At 70.6% G+C, this 17,567-nt stretch carries 12 protein-coding genes; 7 read left to right on the plus strand and 5 right to left on the minus strand.

What is annotated here, in order from left to right; translation table 11 throughout:
* The first annotated feature begins 19 nt into the window (after window positions 1-19).
* Both ABTX18_RS00315 and ABTX18_RS00320 read left to right on the plus strand, forming a co-directional pair.
* Complete coding sequence (locus tag ABTX18_RS00315) at window positions 20-982, plus strand: oxidoreductase (protein ID WP_352120473.1); 963 nt, start codon at window positions 20-22, stop codon at window positions 980-982.
* Window positions 983-987: 5 nt separating this feature from the next.
* Window positions 988-1,482, plus strand: coding sequence for a hypothetical protein (locus ABTX18_RS00320; protein ID WP_352120474.1), 495 nt, complete (start codon window positions 988-990; stop codon window positions 1,480-1,482).
* A 292-nt stretch (window positions 1,483-1,774) separates the two neighbouring features.
* Here the strand turns inward: ABTX18_RS00320 and ABTX18_RS00325 are convergent, their stop codons facing one another.
* The 5 genes from ABTX18_RS00325 to ABTX18_RS00345 all read right to left on the minus strand — a co-directional run bounded on the left by ABTX18_RS00325 (window position 1,775) and on the right by ABTX18_RS00345 (window position 9,284).
* Window positions 1,775-4,864: a glycoside hydrolase family 38 N-terminal domain-containing protein gene (locus ABTX18_RS00325; protein WP_352120475.1), complete on the minus strand. Its 3,090-nt coding sequence runs from the start codon at window positions 4,862-4,864 to the stop codon at window positions 1,775-1,777.
* A gap of 86 nt (window positions 4,865-4,950) precedes the next feature.
* Window positions 4,951-6,126, minus strand: a complete 1,176-nt coding sequence (locus ABTX18_RS00330; RefSeq protein ID WP_352120476.1) for a glycoside hydrolase family 76 protein — start codon at window positions 6,124-6,126, stop codon at window positions 4,951-4,953.
* A 70-nt stretch (window positions 6,127-6,196) separates the two neighbouring features.
* Window positions 6,197-7,027 carry a carbohydrate ABC transporter permease gene (locus ABTX18_RS00335; RefSeq protein ID WP_352120477.1) on the minus strand — a complete coding sequence of 277 codons (831 nt, stop codon included), beginning with the start codon at window positions 7,025-7,027 and terminating at the stop codon, window positions 6,197-6,199.
* A 2-nt stretch (window positions 7,028-7,029) separates the two neighbouring features.
* The gene (locus ABTX18_RS00340; RefSeq protein ID WP_503061085.1) at window positions 7,030-7,974 is read right to left on the minus strand and encodes a carbohydrate ABC transporter permease; all 945 of its coding nucleotides are present in this window, start codon (window positions 7,972-7,974) and stop codon (window positions 7,030-7,032) included.
* Window positions 7,968-9,284: an ABC transporter substrate-binding protein gene (locus tag ABTX18_RS00345; RefSeq protein ID WP_352120479.1), complete on the minus strand. Its 1,317-nt coding sequence runs from the start codon at window positions 9,282-9,284 to the stop codon at window positions 7,968-7,970. The genes ABTX18_RS00340 and ABTX18_RS00345 overlap by 7 nt, the downstream gene beginning before the upstream one ends.
* Window positions 9,285-9,553: 269 nt before the next feature.
* On the opposite strand from ABTX18_RS00345, the gene ABTX18_RS00350 reads away from it, so the two are divergent.
* The 5 genes from ABTX18_RS00350 to ABTX18_RS00370 all read left to right on the plus strand — a co-directional run bounded on the left by ABTX18_RS00350 (window position 9,554) and on the right by ABTX18_RS00370 (window position 17,198).
* Window positions 9,554-11,266, plus strand: a complete 1,713-nt coding sequence (locus ABTX18_RS00350) for a class I mannose-6-phosphate isomerase (protein ID WP_352120480.1) — start codon at window positions 9,554-9,556, stop codon at window positions 11,264-11,266.
* Window positions 11,263-12,189 (plus strand): ROK family protein, encoded by a 927-nt coding sequence (locus tag ABTX18_RS00355; RefSeq protein WP_352120481.1) that lies wholly within the window; start codon window positions 11,263-11,265, stop codon window positions 12,187-12,189. Before ABTX18_RS00350 ends, ABTX18_RS00355 begins: the two co-directional genes overlap by 4 nt.
* Window positions 12,190-12,241: 52 nt before the next feature.
* Window positions 12,242-13,258 carry a LacI family DNA-binding transcriptional regulator gene (locus ABTX18_RS00360; protein ID WP_352120482.1) on the plus strand — a complete coding sequence of 339 codons (1,017 nt, stop codon included), beginning with the start codon at window positions 12,242-12,244 and terminating at the stop codon, window positions 13,256-13,258.
* A 73-nt stretch (window positions 13,259-13,331) separates the two neighbouring features.
* Complete coding sequence (locus tag ABTX18_RS00365; protein WP_352120483.1) at window positions 13,332-16,400, plus strand: alpha-mannosidase; 3,069 nt, start codon at window positions 13,332-13,334, stop codon at window positions 16,398-16,400.
* A 180-nt stretch (window positions 16,401-16,580) separates the two neighbouring features.
* Window positions 16,581-17,198: a hypothetical protein gene (locus tag ABTX18_RS00370; RefSeq protein WP_352120484.1), complete on the plus strand. Its 618-nt coding sequence runs from the start codon at window positions 16,581-16,583 to the stop codon at window positions 17,196-17,198.
* The last annotated feature ends 369 nt before the right edge of the window (window positions 17,199-17,567 follow it).

A 17,567-nucleotide genomic window follows, 5' to 3' on the forward strand; every position in this document is an offset into this window, starting at 1 on the left:
TCTTCCTCAGGAGGGGTAAATGGCCTGGTCCGACGCACACGTTCTCGACCAGAGCGGCAGGACCGCGCTGGTCACTGGCGCTTCCGGCGGCATCGGTCTGGAGACCGCCCGCGTGCTCGCGGACCGCGGGGCACACGTCCTCCTCGCCTGCCGCAGCATGGAACGGGGCCGGGCCGCCGCCGCCCGCATCGGCGGCAGCACCGAGGTCGTCCACCTGGACCTGACGTCGCTGGACTCGGTACGAGAGGCGGCAGAGGGGGTGCGCGGCCGGTACGAGCGTCTGGACCTGCTGGTCAACAACGCCGGGGTGATGTTCCCGTCGTACCGGCGCACCGAGGACGGCTTCGAGGCGCACTTCGGTGTCAACCACCTCGGGCACTTCGCGCTGACGGGCCTGCTGCTCGACCTGATGACGGCGCTGCCCGGCTCCCGGATCGTCACGGTCGCCAGCCTCGCGCACCGGGCGGGTCTCGGGGCCCTGGACGAGGACGCGGCCCGGTCGTCGACCGGACGGCGGTCGCTCACGGCGTACGGACGCTCCAAGCTCGCCAACCTGCTGTTCGCGCAGGAGTTGCACCGCCGACTCGCCACGGCGGGTGCGCCCACGGCCTCGCTCGCCGCACATCCAGGCCTGTCCCCGACCGGCCTGTGGCACGGCGACCCGCCTTGGTTCCTGCGGCCCGTGGCCGCGGCGGGACTGCGGTGGCTGGCCCATCCTGCCGACCGGGCGGCGCTGCCGTCGCTGCGCGCGGCCACGGATCCTCACGTACCCGGCGGCGCTCACCTCGGGCCTTCGAAGCTCTTCGAGAGCCGGGGCGCACCCACCGCGGCCCGCTCCAGCCGGGCCTCCCGGGACATGGCGGCGCAAGATCGCCTGTGGAAGCTGTCCGAGGGGCTGACAGGCGTGCGCTACGCGTTTCCGTCGGTTCCGGCGCCGGAGCTCTCCGGCGTGGTGTGTCCGGTGACTGACGCGCGAGGGTGAGCGCCGTGGCGGAGGAGGGTATCGAGGCCGGTGTGGACACAGGGTCGGACCGGCAGCGGCGGTTTCGGCCGGTCGCGGCCTGGGCGTGGATGTGGCGGAACTTCGACACGGTGCTGCCGGACGTGACGGGCGCTGCCTGGCAGAAGGACTCCGCCGGCCTGCCCGAGCTGGGGGTCGTCGAGGACGGGAACGAGGTCTGTGAGGACCTGGGGGAAGCGGCCGTCGTTCTCGTAGGTCAGCGCAAGGTTCCCCTCCCACAGGGCCGCGCGGATGCGGCCGGGGGTGAGCATGCCGTCTCCGGCGGTCGAGGCGAGGAGCAGCTCGGCGACGCGGCCTTCGAGCCGGGTCGGATGCCGGGCGCCGCTGCGGAAGTCGGCCAGGACTTCCTCGACGCGGCGGCGGGCCCGCCCGGTGACGACGGGCTCCAGGAAGAAGCTGGTCTCGGACAGGGCGGTGTTCGTGGACACGATGATTCCTCCCGTACGTGCGGACGGGGCTAGGTGTTCTGCCCACGGAGGGTGCGTGCGGTGGCGGTGATCACCGTCTGGGGACCTTGAACGAGTGAGGGCCTTCCGGGTTCGCTGTGGATTGCGACGTCTGCACCAGCCCGAAAGGACCTCATGCCCCACCGTCACGCACCCTTGACCGAGACCGGACGCCTGAGGCCGGCCCGCTGCGTGGTCGATGACGGATGGCCCGTTGCGCCGGGCAACCTGACAGCGGCCGGGATCACCCACAAGCGAGCCCGGCCCTACCGGCCACAGACCAACGAACGGTCCGAGGCGTGGACGGTCAGAGGCGCAGCAGCACCGCCCGGGTTCCCAGCTTCGGAACACCGATGGTCGTCGCACCGCTGGCATCGGGTTCCAGGCGCTCACCGGCTGCGCCGAGGTAGTCGGCCGCCACGGTCTCCGTGACGGGAAAACCGGGGGTGATCCGGCAGGCGACGGGTTCCTGCGCGTAGGACTGGAGCCTGACCAGCACCTGTCCGGGGGCGGGAACGGTGAGACCCACGACCCGGACCCGTGGATCGCCGACCGTCAGCAGTCCGTAGGAGGCATCCGGCTTCTCGCTTTGCTCTCCCAGCGCCCGGACGGCGATCAGGGGTCGGCTGCCGGCGGCGGCCGTGCGCGTCCCCAGCTCGGGCCCATTGGTCTGGGGGGCCTCCCCTACGGCCACGCTGTAGCGGAACACGTGGTCGAAGGCCTGCTCGGAGGGGAAGTTGGTGTCCCAGATGTTGTTGTGCACCCAGGAGAAGAGGGTGCCCGGTTCCTCCTGGGCCAGCGACTGCGGATAGGGCGCATAGGGAATCGCGATCCCGCCCACCTGCACCAGCGGGGCGTCCTGCGTGGCCACTGCGGCGACCACGGTCTCCTCCTCGAAGCTCACCCAGCGGCGCACCGCTCGCATGTGCTGCGCCGATCCCGGCACCGTCGGAAGACCGGTGCCCGTCATGCCACCGGTGGCCTCCATGCGGACGACCGGCTGGGACATGGCGAAGGGAAAGGCGAAGAAGGCGCTCTCCTTTGTCAGGGTCGCGCGCTTCACGATCCGGTTCTCGAGATCGATGCGGGCCTGCCCGTGCGGGAGGTGTACGCGTACCCGCAGCAGCTCCGTGCCGGCCGGCGCGCACTCGTAGATCAGTGTCTCGCCGGTGGAGTCGCGGAATCGGTCCACCAGCGCGGCCGGTGGGGCTGCCGTGCGGGTGGCGAGCAGGTGCATCGACTCGTTTGCCGTGGTCTTGCTCGACTGGTGGTTGAAGCCGCCGGCCGTGGCGTACTCGTCGTACACGTAACCGTTGAGGCCGAGCGTCGCGTCCTGGCGCACCAGTTCCCGGCCGGTCCGCTTGTCGATGACGGAACTGATCCACGCGGACCGGAGATCGACGCGCACCCGCAGGAGCTCGTTCTCCAGAACGGTGGGCTCCGCCGCGTCGGGCGCCGCCGCCGGCGAGGCTTCCTCCCCCGAGACGATGTCCACGCGGACCGCCCCGTGCGCGGGCACGTCCGCCGGCCGGAACAGGAGGAATCGTCCGGCGGCCCGGTGCAGTTGGTTCGTCTGGGCCTCCTCCGTGTGCTCCAGCGGTGAGCCGTCGCGTGCGTCGAGCACGCGGACCGGATCCTCCAGCGGGACCGTGCTTTCCGGGAGGAACAGCCGGACCGTCTCCGAACGGGGCCAACTGCACGTGTTGGTGACGTAGTAGCCGGCGAGGGTGCCCGCGCGCGGAGAGAGACGACCACCGAGTGCCGCGCCTGCGCCGTCGAGGAGCGTCTTCGCGTCGTCGTGGGCACGCAGCGCCTGCGCGTACTTCCAGTGCCACTGCCGTTCGCCCGACGCGTGGCCGTGGTCGCCGTGCGTCCAGGGGTCACCGCCGCCCCAGGTGTGCTCATTGAACAGAGAGGCGGCCCGGTAGACCTCGGGAGCCGACGCGGTGATTCCGGCGCCCGCCGCACCGAGGATCTCCGCGTGTCCGGCCACCGTCTGGGCATCGGCCAGTGCTGCCTGGCCGTCACGGGTGGCCGCGAGCGGGACGGCACCGGCTCCGACGCCGTCCACCCACCAGTCGCTCCAGTCGCCCTCGAAGGTCTCCAGCCGGTCGCCGTAACGGGCTTCCGCGTCGACGAAGAAGTCCTCGTTGCGCGAGGTGCGCAGAGCGGGGAAGGCCCACTCCTCGTTCCACCGGCGCACGGTGTCCGCGATGACCCGGCGCGGCGGGCCGTTGTCCGCGAACTTGCCCAGCACCCGCAGGTGCAGGATGTCCCAGGGGTAGGGATCGCCCTTGAACTCCTCGTCCAGGACCGGGAATCCCGGGATGCCGCGCCCCTCGTGCGGGTACTGGTGAGTGGCCAGCGCCGAAAGGTAGTGGGGCAGGAGGTCGTCGACGCGTTCGAAGGACTCGTCGAAGCCCAGGATCGAGCCCTCCATGTACGCCAGCCCGTGCGGGGTGTCCGTGCGCCACACCAGCACGCTGCGGCCGCTCGGCGCCTTCCACCTGAAGAGCCGGGGCAGTTCGCCGCCGCCGGTGTGGTGCGGCACCGCCCGACCGGCCCAGTTGTGGGCGACCGAGAGATAGCGGATGCCGCTGTCCGCGAGGACGTCGGGCAGCCCGACGACCTGCCCGGGGACGTCCGTCTGCATGGCTGTGGTGATGTCGATCCCGTGCCGTTCGCGCAGCTCACGGACGGGGCGCAGGAGTTCGTGCAGCTCGTCGGTGGAACAGGTCTCCGTGTGCAGGTTGAACGGCATCGCGGTGAGCTCGATGCGGCCCTCGCGCACGCGGTCCAGGAAGCGGGCGACCTGCTCCGGCGGGCGGTTCGCCGACCAGTTCTCGAAACTGAAGAAGCCCTCGACCGCCCATCGGAACTTCGACGCGTCCGGCCGGTCGTCCGTGGCGCGGCACAGTTCGAGCAGGGAGTCGAGGTACTTGCGGCCTTCGGCCAGTACCGTTCCCTGCGGGTCCGTGTACCCGATGTCGAGGTGGGCGTGCTGCACCAGGTGCAGTGTCCAGTGCCGCTGGGGGGTCAGCAGCACTTCGATGTGCTCACCCGGTGCCAGCTCGGGCAGCTCCACCCGTACCGGGAGGGGCGAGTCGGCCTCGGGGACCAGCAGCCGGGTGTCGCCCTCGGGGCCGGGTATCAGCTCACAGCGCAGGGACGTGCCGGACAGGGTGGTGACGTGGGCCTGTGTGAGGGGACGGCCGGCCCGTACCCGTACGGACTGCAGGAGTCCGCCGTCGCCGTCATGACGCAACAGTGGCTCGCAGGAGAGCCGGACGTCGTGTCCGCCGAGGACGCCGGTGGCGCTCACGCCACGGTCGCGCAGAATGTCGCGGGCGATGTCGGAGTCCCACCAGGAAGGGCGGGACAGGTCGGGGCGGGGCATGGAGAGGGTTCTCCGCTCTGGCGTGGTGTGCCGGTTGGTGCGTTCGGGGGCGGCGGTGACGTGTGGCGGACCGCAGGGATGCGGGGTCAGGAGCCGTCGGCGGCCAGGCCTGCGAAGATCTGGACCATCGCGGACTGTTCGAGTGTCTCGGCGGGAGCTGACGCGTCGTAGTCGCCGCCGCCCGAGGGCTGGAAGCGGAAGAGACCGTTCGACGGGTCGCGGTTCTCCTTCCAGGCGCGCTCCGCGTAGGTCTTCTCCACCTGCCGGTTGGCCTGGCCCGGATGGACCCCGGCCAGGGTGCGGAGGTTGTCGAAGTAGATCGCGTTGAAGATCGCCGGCTGGTCGTGCAGGCGTTCACCCTGCTTCCAGTACGCGAGCGAGCCGTCCGCGTCCTGCACGGCGCGCTTGAGGTAGGAGCGGTCTCCCGTCACCTGGTAGAGCGTCGTCGCGGTGCCGATCATGGCGCCGGAGTTGTAGGTCCACAGGGTGGGGTCCACGGTTCCGTCGTCACCGCGGCTGTTGCGGTAGAGGCCCGGGGACTGGCGCAGGCAGGACCAGTTCCACTCGTACCACTTCCGGGCGCTGGTCAGGTAGCGGCTCTCGTGCGTCTCTTGGTGGAGTCGGGCGGCGAGTTCCGCAGCGAGCCCTGTCACGTTGGCGGCGCGTGTGGTGTTGGCCGGGGAGTCCACCCAGTCCATCCCGCCGGGGCACTCCTTGGCCGAGTCGTCGTCCCAGCCGCGGCTGACGATGTCGAAGGTCAGTTCCGCCCGGTGGAGGTAGGTGCTGTTCCCGGTGGAGCTGTACTGGTCCAGCAGTGAGAGGCCCACCACGGAGTTGTCGTCGTAGAAGACGTCGCCGCCCTGGCCGAGCGGTGCGGGCAGGTAGGAGTCGTAGCCGGGGCGGCCGTCGCGGGGTTCGAAGTAGAGCTCCAGGGTGTCGAAACGTTCGGCCGCGTCCGCCGTGTAGCCGGCACCCGCACCGGGGAGGCCGGCCATGTCGACCGTCGCGGCCGCCGCCTCGCGCAGGGGCCAGAGGTAGGAGTGAGCGTTGTCGGTGCTCTGGCGCGGGGTCTTCTCCTGGTACAGGCCGTGGTTGTCCGCGCCTTGGTACAGGTGCTTCTGGAGTGCGTCGTACGTGTGGACCGCGCGGTCCTTCCAGGGGCCCGCTGCCGGCGGCGCGGCGCCGGCGGGCGTGGGAGCGAGGGCGGTACACAGCAGCGGGGCGGCGGCCAGCGCGAGGGCGGTGCGGGCGGGGATCTTCACCGGGGTGCCTGCCTTTCGGGGTTCGGATCGGGGCGCGGTGCGGGAGCGGTGCGTGCGGCCTCGGCCGGTGTCAGCCGAGCTTGAGACTGCTGACGAAGAACCGCTGCGCGGAGAAGAACAGGACGACGGTCGGCAGTGAGACGAGCAGCGCTCCCCCGAGCACGACCGGGGGCCCGACATTGGAGTAGTTGCCCTGGAGCTCTGCGAGCGCGGCCATCACCGGGCGGATGTTGCGGCTGGTGGACAGGGTGATCCCGAAGAGCAGGTCGTTCCAGACGGCGACGAACTGGAAGACGAACGCGGCGACCATCGCTGACCTGGACAGCGGTACATGGATCTGCCAGAAGACGCGCCACCAGGACGCTCCGTCCAGCCTCGCCGCCTCGATCACCTCACCGGGCAGCGTCTGGGCGAAGTTGCGCATGATGAAGTACGCGAACGGGATCGCCACCGCGACGTAGACGAGGAACAGTCCGATCTGCGCGTCGTAGAGGCCGGTGCGCGCGTAGGCGAGGAACAGCGGGCGCAGGAAGACCTGGAGGGGCAGCAGCGTGCCCGAGTAGATCAGCCAGAACCACAGGGTCTTGCGCTTCACGGGCATGATCACGGTGGCGAACGCCGCGGTGGTGGCCACCACGATGGCGGCGGCCGAACTGGTCACCGCGTACAGCAGGCTGTTGCCCATCGCGGGGCCCAGCCTCGCCCGGGTCCATGCCTGCGACATGTTGTCGAAGAGACCGAAGCCCCCGTGCGGCAGCCAGTGCGGGCTGCCGCTGTAGTCGGCGGCCGGCACCAGGGCGTTGACCACCAGCAGCCAGGTGGGTACTGCCCAGAGGAAGGAGACGAGGACCAGGACCGTGTTGCGGACGGCGGCCCCGGCGGAGATGCGGCGGGTGGTCATACTCATGCGCCTTTCGGGGTCAGCTGGCGCCGCAGATACAGCCACGAGGCCAGCAGCACGATGACGGTGAGGACGACGGCGACCGCCGCCCCGGCGCCGGGACGCAGCGCGAGGAACGTCTCCTGGTACATAGAGACCGCGAGTGTCTCGGAGTTGCGGCCGGGGCCGCCCTGGGTCAGCACCCAGATGAGGTCGAACGACTTCAGCCCGTTGACCAGGCTGCTGCCGACGACGATCACGGACACGGTCCGCAGCTGGGGCATGACGACGTACCAGAACTTCCGCAGGCCGTCGGCGCCGTCGAGGGATGCCGCCTCCAGGGTCTCCGGAGGGATGGTCTGCAGGCCGACCAGGAAGAGGATCACGGCCACACCCGTGGACTGCCAGGTGTTGGCGACGATCATGACGAGGGTGTTGCCCGGCCACTCGAGCAGCCAGCCCTGGGCGAACGAGCCGAGGCCGAGTGCCTGGAGGGCCTGGTTCGCCGCACCGTCCGTGGTGAGGATGAAGTTCCATACGACGGCCACGGCGGATCCGGAGATCGCGTACGGCAGCACCACGAGCAGCCTGGCCACCCGGGACCATCCGGACTGGTTGGTCATGACCGCGATGCCCAGGCCCAGGACCAGCGGCAGGGCGACCGTGCCGACCACCCACATCAGGGTGTTCTCTATGGATTTGGCGAGAACCGGATCGCTGAGGAACAGGCCGTAGTTGGTGAGCCAAGTGAAGGAGGAGACCCGGCCGTCGCTGAAGAAGCTGCGGTACAGCGTCACGGCGAACGGGGCGAGGAGCAGAGCTGCGACGAGCAGCACGGCGGGTGTCAGGAAGCCGGCTCCGGCCAGCCTGTCCTTCAGCCTGCGCGGGGGTATGCAGACGGGGGGTGCGGGTGGCGGCGCGGGTGAAGGGGCTGCCGTGGGGCGCCTGTCGACTGCCGATGTCATGATTCGTCCTTGTTCCAGGCGGCCCATTCCTTGGAGGCGCGGCTCGCCATGCTGCGCAGGGTCGCCTCCGCCGACATGGCCTGGGTCATGAAGGCGCCCAGGTCGTCGGTGTTTCCCTGCATGAGGTTGGGCGGCCCGGACTGTCCGTAGCGGGGCAGCTCGGTCCAGTGTTCGCGCTGCGCCCTCCGCCTGAGGCGGGCGAGCACCGGATTGGAGGTGACCGCCTGCGGGTTGGCCGAGCCGTCCTGCAGGAAGTCGGTCCACACCCGCTGGACCGAGGGGTGCAGCCAGTTGCCGGCGTTGGCCATGGCGGCGTCGTGCGACACGGCCTTCTCGGGCACGGCGAGGACGCCCGCCTCGGTGATCACGGAGCGCTTCGTGGAGGCGTCGACCGGAGGCAGGACGAAGGCGTCGAAGCCCTCACCCGGTTTCATCCCCGCCGCCGCCAGTCCCTGCGACTGCCAGGAGCCGTGCAGGAACATGCCGACCTTGCCGGTCTTCAGCGCGGCGGGGCCGTTGTTCTGGTCGAAGTCGGCCGGGGTCATCCAGCCCTTCTTCATGAAGTCCTGCCAGATCTGCATGGCCTTGTGCGCCTGCGGATCGGTGTACCGGGCCCGGCCCGCGATCAGGTCGGCGTAGAAGACCGGGTCGACCTTGCTGATGAGTTCCTCGAACCACTCGTAGGCGGGCCAGTTGCCGCTCTGCGTGGCGACGAACGGGGTGACGCCGGACTTCTTGAGCACCTCCGCGTTGTGGAGCAGTTCGTCCCATGTCTCCGGTGCCCGCAGTCCGTGCTCGTCGAAGAGCTGTGTGTTGTAGAACAGCACGTAGTACGACTGGTAGAGGGGCACCCCGTACACCGCGCCCCGGTAGGACATCGCGTCGCGCAGGGATCTGGTCACCCAGCCCTTGCGCTCGTACGCGTCCCACATTCCGGTCAGGTCGCTGAGGCTGCCGGTGCGCGCGAGTTGCTTGAGGTTGTAGCCCGACTGCCACTTGATCAGGTCCGTCGCCTTGGTCGTCTGCAAGGAGATCTGCGTGACCTGGGTGTAGGCGGTGGGGTTCGGGTTGGACAGCGGGCGCAGCGCGTAGCCGGTGAGCTTCCTGAGCTCGCGCCCGGCGGCGACGTACCCCGCGTCCCAGGTCGCGTTGTCGTTCGCCAGTGATGTCGTACCCGGTATCGAGGCCGTGCTGTCGCCCCGTGCGCAGCCTCCGGCCAGCGCGGCCGCCGCGCCGGCCCCGAGGCCGGCCAGCACGGTGCGCCGGCGGATCGGGTGAGACGACTGCTCTGTCGTCTCGCCGGTTGATCTCATGCGTTCACTTCCCTCCGGATCCCGGGAGGATCCGTGGCTCTGGGGTGCGGTGTGGAGATCCACCGAATGCGCGTACGGCGTTCGTCTCCGCGCTCCGGGTTGCCAGGATGTTAACGACACCACGAGATCGAAACAAGGGTTTCTCTTGGAATCCGACAGATCGGCAGTTCAGCGCTGCCGATCGGGAACCGTTGCTAGACGCACCTTGTTCACGTCCAGTGTTATCGATACCATGCATGTGCTTGTCGGTCTCGTCATCAGGAGCATCTGTGCATCAGCCCCGTCCCTACGAACGCAACCCGCGGTACGCCGCCACCGGCGGCACCGTCGTCACCGGCTGGGCGGCCGCCGTGGCGGACCTGCCGACGGCCCCCACCGTCCTCGCCCTCGACGGGCCCGCCGCCCTGGACTGGGAGGACGCCGCCGGCTCCCTCGCCGCCGCCCTGCGCGCCCGGGGCACCGAAGTCACCGTGTGCGACGTGCGGGGCCTCTGGTCCGCGGCCGCCGTCGAACGGCTCTGTGTCCCGGCCGCGGACGCGGACGCGTTCTTCCTGCCCCTCGCCGAGTTCTCCATGAGCGATCTCTTCGAGACGTCCCCCGTTCAGCAACGCCCCCGCGCCGGTGTCCTTCTCGTCTTCGGTCCGGGAGCCGCCCTCGCCGAGCCCGACCTGCTTTGGTGGGCCGACCTCCCGAAGCGGTACGCCGAAGAGGCTGTCACCCGGGGAGAACCGCCGCTCGGCGTCAACCTGGGCCGCCCCCACACCCCCGGTGAGCTGCGAAGTCTCTTCTACACCGACTGGCCCGTCGGGGACCGCCACCGCGACGCCTTCGCCCACCGGGTCGACCGCTGGGTAGACCTCCAGGGCGAACAGGAGCCTGCATCGCTGGACGGCGCCTGCGTGCGGGCCACCCTCGCCGCGCTGGCGACCAGGCCCGTCCGAACCCGCCCCTTCTTCAATTCCACACCGTGGGGAGGACAGTGGGCCGCCCGGGAGCTCGGCTTCGAGCCGCGGGGCGGCAACACGGCCCTCGGCTACGAGCTCATCGCCCCCGAAGCCGGGATCCTGGTCGGCCAGGACGCGGCGGCCCAGGTGGAGATCCCCTTCCAGCTGCTGTGCGTGCTGCATCCCGAGGACTTCCTCGGCCCGGATGTCCACCGCCGGTACGGCACGTCCTTCCCCATCCGGTTCGACTACCTCGACACGGTCGGTGGCGGCAACCTGTCCCTGCATCTGCACCCGCAGGAGCGGTACATGCGGGAGACGTTCGGCTGGCCGTACACCCAGCACGAGACGTACTACGTGACCGCGAGCGAACCCGGTGCCCAGGTCTATCTCGGTCTGAGGGACAGTACGGACGTGGACGTCATGCGCAAGGAGGTCGAGGCGGCAGCCGCGGACGGGCTGCCGCTGCGCGTCGAGGACCACGTGATGAGGCACCCGGCGGACGCCGGTCAGCTCTTCATGATCCCGGCCGGCACCCCGCACTCGTCCGGCGAGGGCAACCTGGTCCTGGAGATCAGCGCCACGCCCTACCTCTACTCCCTGCGCTTCTACGACTGGCTGCGCAAGGGCACTTCCGGTGCCCCCAGGCCGCTCTCGTACGCGCACGGCTTCGCCAACCTCGACACCTCGCGGCGCGGCGGCGACGTCCTGAAGGACCTCGTCCAGCAGCCGCGAACACTTCGCGAGGGCCAGGGCTGGCGCGAGGAGCTAGTCGGCGCCCTGCCCGACATGTTCTACGCAGTGCACCGTTTCGTGATCGAGGGGCCGGAGGCCGCGGAGGACGACACCGCGGGCCGCTTCCACATACTCAACGTCTCGGCAGGCGACGGCGTCGTCGTGGAGACCGCCGGCGGTCTCCGTCACGACCTCGCCTTCGCCGAGACCCTCACCGTGCCCGCGTCCGTCGGCCCCTACCGGCTGCGCCCCGTCGGCAGCCGGCCGGTGCACGTGGTGAAGTCCCTGGTGACGCAGGTATGAGCCACGTTCCCGTGCTGGAGATCGGCGGCACACATGTGACGGCCGCCGTCGTCGACACCGAGGCCGGACTGCCCGTCCCGTTCTCGGCCGTACGGCAGCCGGTGCCCGCCGACGCGCCGGCCGGTGAGCTCCTCGACGCGATCGCCGCCGCCGCCGACCGCGTGGACGTCCCGGCGGCAGCGCACTGGGGCGTGGCGATACCGGGCCCCTTCGACTACGCCTGCGGTGTCGGGCGCTTCCGGGGCATCGGCAAGTTCGAGTCGCTGCACGGTGTGGACGTGGGCGCGGAACTGCTCGGCCGGCTCCCGGGTGTGCCGAGCGGCATCAGTTTCGTCAACGACGCCGATGCCTTCGCCATCGGCGAGTACCGGGCGGGCGCGGCCGCCGGCCGGCGCCGGGCCGTGTGCATCACGCTCGGCACCGGCGTCGGCTCCTCGTTCCTGGACGGTGGGCACCCGGTCGTGGAGGGCCCCGATGTGCCGCCCGGCGGCAGGGCGCACCTCCTCACCGTCGACGGGCTCCCGCTGGAGGAGGTGGTCTCGCGGCGCGCGATCCGCAGGTTCTTCGCCCGGGCCGCGGCGGTGCCCGATGCCCACCGCCTCCCGGACGTGCACGAGATCGCCGGTTCGGCCCGCGCCGGCGACGCACATGCCCTGCGTACGGTCCGGCACTGCTTCGGCGCGCTCGGCCGGGCGCTCGCGCCGTGGTGCGAGCGGTTCCGGCCGGACCTCCTGGTCGTCGGAGGGTCGATGACCGGGTCCTGGGACCTGGTGGGGCCCGCCGTCCGGGCGGGCTTCGAGTCGTGGGCACCCGGGACCGCGCCCCTGACCGTCACGGCTCTGCGCCCTGCCGACGCACCACTGATCGGCGCCGCCCACTGGGCACTGCGCGGGTCCACCGGCACTCCCCCGGTACGGACCTAGAATGACGGCGTTCGCCACCCACCCGCCACATGACCCCGCAGGAGATCCGCCCATGGCACAGCACCTATCGGGCGACGGCGGAGCCCCCACGATGCGTGACGTGGCCGCCCGCGCCGGTGTCAGTGCCATGACGGTCTCCCGGGTGCTCAAGAACGACACCCGGGTCAGCGAGACGGCACGGGAGCGCGTGCTCGCAGCCGTCGAGGAGCTCGGTTACCGGCGCAACGAGACGGCGCGCAGCCTGCGTCTGGGCGGCAGCGGGATGATCGGACTGATCGTCACCAACCTCGCCAACCCCTTCTACTCGCGTCTGGCTCTCGGTGTGCAGGAGGTGGCTTCCGAGCACGGCCTGCGGGTGCTGCTCAGCAACACCGCGGAGCAGGTCGACAAGGAACGCGGACTCGTCGAGGACCTGGCGTCCCGTCAGGTCGACGGCATGATCGTCGTCCCGGCAGGCAGCAGCCATCGTCATCTGGCGCCCGCCGCGCTGCGTGGCATACCGATCGTCCTGGCGTCCCGGCCGCCCGCCGGGATGGACGCCGACTGCGTACTGGTCGACGACTTCGGCGGCGCCGAGCAGGCCGCCGGACAGCTCATCGCGGACGGTCACCGCCGGATCGGCTTCCTGGGCAACCCGCCCGCCCTGTACACCGGGGCGGAACGGTTCCGCGGATACTGGGCCGCCCACGAGAGCGCCGGGATCGAACCCGACGAACGCCAGGTACGGCGCGGTCTCACCGATGTACCCACCGCCGAGGCCGCCGCGCTCGCGCTCCTTGACGCACCGGACGCGCCGACGGCTCTCTTCTGCACCAACAACCGTCTGACGCAGGGAGCCATCCGCGCCGTGCGGGCGCTCGGCAGACCGGTCGCGCTCGCCGGCTTCGACGACTTCGACCTCGCCGACGTCCTCGGTCTGCCGCTGACCATCGTCGCGTACGACGCCGACGAGATCGGGCGGCGGGCGGGGCAGATGCTCATCGACCGGATCAACGGCTCGTCCGCCGAGCCGATCCCGGCCCGCAGAACCGTCGTCCCCACCCACGTCATCCGCTACGGGACGCACTGACCCAGTCCCTGCCGCCCATGCCACGGCACCGATTTGCCCTTTTTCGCTCCCCGTCATCCCTCACGGAGTTCCCATGCACCACGACCGAACGGTCACCGAACGCCGGCTCGCCCGCGTACTGGACCAGCGCCTGCGGCCCGCGGTGTACCGCGAGAGCCTGCCGCTGGACGTCGCGATATGGAACGTCAGCGGCGAGCCCGTGCCCGTGTCCGAAGGAATCGCGGCACCGTACGAAACGGTCCGCACCGGGGCGACGTGGGGACCGGCCTGGTCCACCAGCTGGTTCCGGGTCAGCGGCAGGATTCCCGCCGCCTGGGCCGGACAGCGGGTCGAGGCGGTTCTGGACCTCGGCTTCGGTACCACCCAGCCGGGGTTCTCCGCGGAGGGCCTCGTGTACCGGGCCGACGGAACGCCCGTCAAGGCTCTCAATCCCCGCAACGCGTGGCTCCCGATCGCCGAACGTGCCGCCGGGGGTGAGGAGTTCGTCTACTACATCGAGGCGGCCGCCAATCCGGTCATCTTCGACTCGGGTACGGAAGGTGACCCGTTCGTACCGACCCGGGCCGGCGGTGTCGCCCCTTGGCTGCATGGCGACAGGGCTCCGGACGAGCCGCTCTACCGGCTGAACCGGATGGATCTCGCCGTCTTCGACTCCGTCGTGTGGGAACTCGTACAGGATCTGGACGTGCTCGGCGGGCTGATGCACCAGCTGCCCGAGGACTCAACCCGGCGCCGGCAGCTGGCGCACGCCGTGGACCGCGCCCTGGACGTCATCGATCTCCAGGACATCGGCGGTACGGCCGCGCGTGCGCGCGGGCTCCTCGCTCCCGCGCTGGCCTCCCCCGCCCACGCGGGAGCCCACCGTGTCTCCGCCGTGGGCCACGCCCACATCGACACCGCCTGGCTCTGGCCCGTACGCGAGACCGTCCGCAAGGCCGCCCGAACGGTCGCGAACGTCACCGCCCTGATGGACGACCACCCCGGCTTCCGCTTCGTCATGTCGCAGGCGCAGCAGCTGGCCTGGCTCAAGGAGCAGCGGCCGGAGGTGTTCGCCCGCGTGGTCGAGAAGGTGCGCACCGGGCAGTTCCTGCCCACCGGCAGCCTCTGGGTGGAGCCCGACACCAATCTCTCCGGTGGGGAGTCGCTGGTCCGGCAGTTCGTCCACGGAAAGCGCTTCTACCTGGAGGAGTTCGGGGTCGAGACGAAAGACATGTGGCTGCCCGACACCTTCGGGTACAACGCGGCCCTGCCCCAGCTCATGAAGCTGGCGGGCATCGAATGGTTCCTCACCCAGAAGATCTCCTGGAACACCACGAACGCCTTCCCCCACCACACCTTCTGGTGGGAGGGCATCGACGGGACCCGCATCTTCAGCCACTTCCCTCCCGTCGACTCCTACAACGGCGACCTCTCCGGCTCAGACATCGGGCACACCGAGCGCAACTTCCGGGACAAGGGCCCGGCCAACCGTTCGCTCGTCCCCTTCGGCTACGGCGACGGCGGCGGCGGTCCCACCCGCGAGATGCTGGCACGGGCGCAAAGGCTGGAGGACCTCGAAGGCTCGGCCCGGCTGGAGATGGAGGGACCGGCGGAGTTCTTCACCAAGGCCCGGGAGGAGTACACGGACGCCCCCGTCTGGGTGGGCGAGCTCTACCTCGAGCTGCACCGCGGCACGCTCACCAGCCAGCTCGCCACCAAACAGGGCAACAGGCGCAGCGAACACCTGCTCCGGGAGGCCGAGCTGTGGGCCTCCACCGCGGCCCTGCGCACCGGCCGGCCGTACCCGTACGAACTCCTCGACCGGGTGTGGAAGACCGTGCTGCTCCACCAGTTCCACGACATCCTGCCCGGTACGTCGATCGCCTGGGTGCACCGCGAGGCCGAGGAGACGTACGCGGAGGTGGCCCGCGAGCTCGGCGAGGTCATCGACAGCGCCCAGCGCAGCCTCGCGGCGGGCGGGAGCGGCAGGGGGGCGGGCGGTGAGACCGTGTTCAACGCGGCGCCGCACGCCCGGGACGGCGTTCCCGCGCTCGGCGCCTCGCCGCGTGCGCGGGCTTCCGGCCCGGTGGCCGCCCGGCCCACCGAGGAGGGCGGGTTCGTCCTCGACAACGGCCTCGTACGCATCACGGTGGACGCCCGGGGCCTCGTGACCTCGGCCCTCGACCTGACGGCCGGACGCGAGGCGCTCGCGCCGGGCACGGTCGGCAACCTCCTCCAGCTGCACCAGGACTTCCCGAACCAGTGGGACGCCTGGGACGTCGACGCGTTCTACCGCAACACCGTGCGCGACCTGACCGGGGCGGACGAGGTCAGTGCGGTTCCTGACGGCGTCCGGGTGGTGCGGAGCTTCAACGCCTCGCGCATCACCCAGGTGCTGCGCCTCGACGAGGGAAGCCGCCGTCTCGACATCGAGACGGACGTCGACTGGCAGGAGTGCGAGAAGATCCTCAAGGCCGCCTTCCCACTCGACGTACGGGCTGCGGAGTCCAGCGCCGAGATCCCCTTCGGCCATGTCCGGCGCCCCACGCACACCAACACCTCGTGGGACAGCGCCCGGTTCGAGATCTGTGCCCACCGCTATCTGCACCTCGCGGAGCCCGGCTGGGGCGCGGCCCTGGTCAACGACTCCAGCTACGGCCACGACGTGACGCGGGACGTGCGCCCCGACGGCGGAACCACCACGACGGCGCGGATCTCGCTCCTGCGCGCCCCGCTCTTCCCTGACCCCGACTGCGACCGGGGTGAACACCGTCTGCGGTACGCGCTGGTCCTCGGCGCGGACCTCCGCGACGCGATCCGCGAGGGTTACCACTTCAACCTGGCCGAGCGCGCCGTTCCCGGCGGTGCGGCCGTCGAACCGCTGGTGCGGATCGACGAGGAAGACGTCGTCATCGAGGCCGTCAAGCTCGCGGACGACCGTTCGGGCGACGTGGTGGTCCGCCTCTACGAGTCCGGCGGCGGTCGCGTGCGGACCACTCTCAGGGCCGGTTTCGCCATGGCCTCCGCGCGGATCACGGATCTGCTGGAACGGGATCTGGAGGGTGAGGCACTGGCCTTCCACGGATCCGAGGTGACGCTCCCCCTGCGCCCGTTCCAGATCCTGACCCTGCGGCTGGTGCCTGCCGCGGGCGGGGCCGGCTGAGTGCGATCTCTCGGCTTCGGGACAGTGGCAGTGCGAGGCCAATGCTTGTGAGGAACGCGGACACGAACGATCAAGGCCAGGCGTAGGCTGGACAGCCCTGATCACGCAGCCGGGCCGGCGGACGATCGGCCGCCGGCCGGCTCTGCGGCGCTCGTTCGCCGGCCGTACCCCGGCCTCGGGGTGAAGCCATACAGCACCGAGGGCCAGGCCTCCCTCATCGCGGAGTCACTCGCCGAGGCCCTGACCCTGGCCATCGTCCTCCCCTCCTGGCACGACGCCCTGGCCGGCTTCCGTCCCCCCGCGCTCAACGCCGACTACCTTGAGGACAATCCGGACCACCCCGAGGTCCGCGACCGCCTCCTCGCCGCCCTCCGCCTCCCCCCGGCCACCGCCCCCGAGGTCCTGGCCCGCCTCCTCACCACGGCCGCCCGCACCGTCCCGGACGGCCCCTTCGGTCGAGGGCGAGGAGGACGCGGCCTTCGAACCGATGCTCCGTCTGCCGGCCGAGTAGGACAGCCCCGCCCCGCGCCGCCTTCCGGACCCGACGCACCGCTACGGCGAAGCCATGACCGCACTGCCCGACTGGATGCGCCCGCCACGCGCGGAGGGCTGTTCGCGGAGGACGTGGACCGCCTCCCCGAGGGTGGTGTCAGGCGTTGGTGTCATCGTGTGGTTCTCCAGGCCCCGGCCCCCGTCATCGCGGAAGCACTCGGCTACCACGACAAGACCGCCACGCGCCAGGGCACCGAAGCCGGCGGAAACTGGAGCCGATACGCTCCTGGTGATCACTCGCGTTGACCGCCGGGAGCGGTTCGATCGTTGTCTCACACGACCGATGCCCGGAAAGGATCAGTGGGAATGATCTCCGCCTCGTCGAAGAGCTGCTCCAACGCCTCAGGACAGGCCCGCATCACGCGTCGATCATGGGCGCAATGCCGTGGAAGAACGCGCCGACGGTCGAGAGCGTCGCAAGGACGAGCAGCCACCGACCGAAACGGCGTTGGTAGTGGTGGGGTGTGCGGATGACGCCCCCTATGACACTTCGGCGGCTCGGTCTGCGGCGGGGACGGCCAAGAAACAAACGTTGCCCCCGTCGGTCACGGTCACTAAGGTCGGCCGGGTGACTGCCGGGTCGGCCATGGGCCACGCACGAGTGAGGTTCCCGGC

Origin of the sequence: Streptomyces sp. NPDC096323 (assembly GCF_040302845.1) — a bacterium.
Taxonomy (GTDB): domain Bacteria; phylum Actinomycetota; class Actinomycetes; order Streptomycetales; family Streptomycetaceae; genus Streptomyces.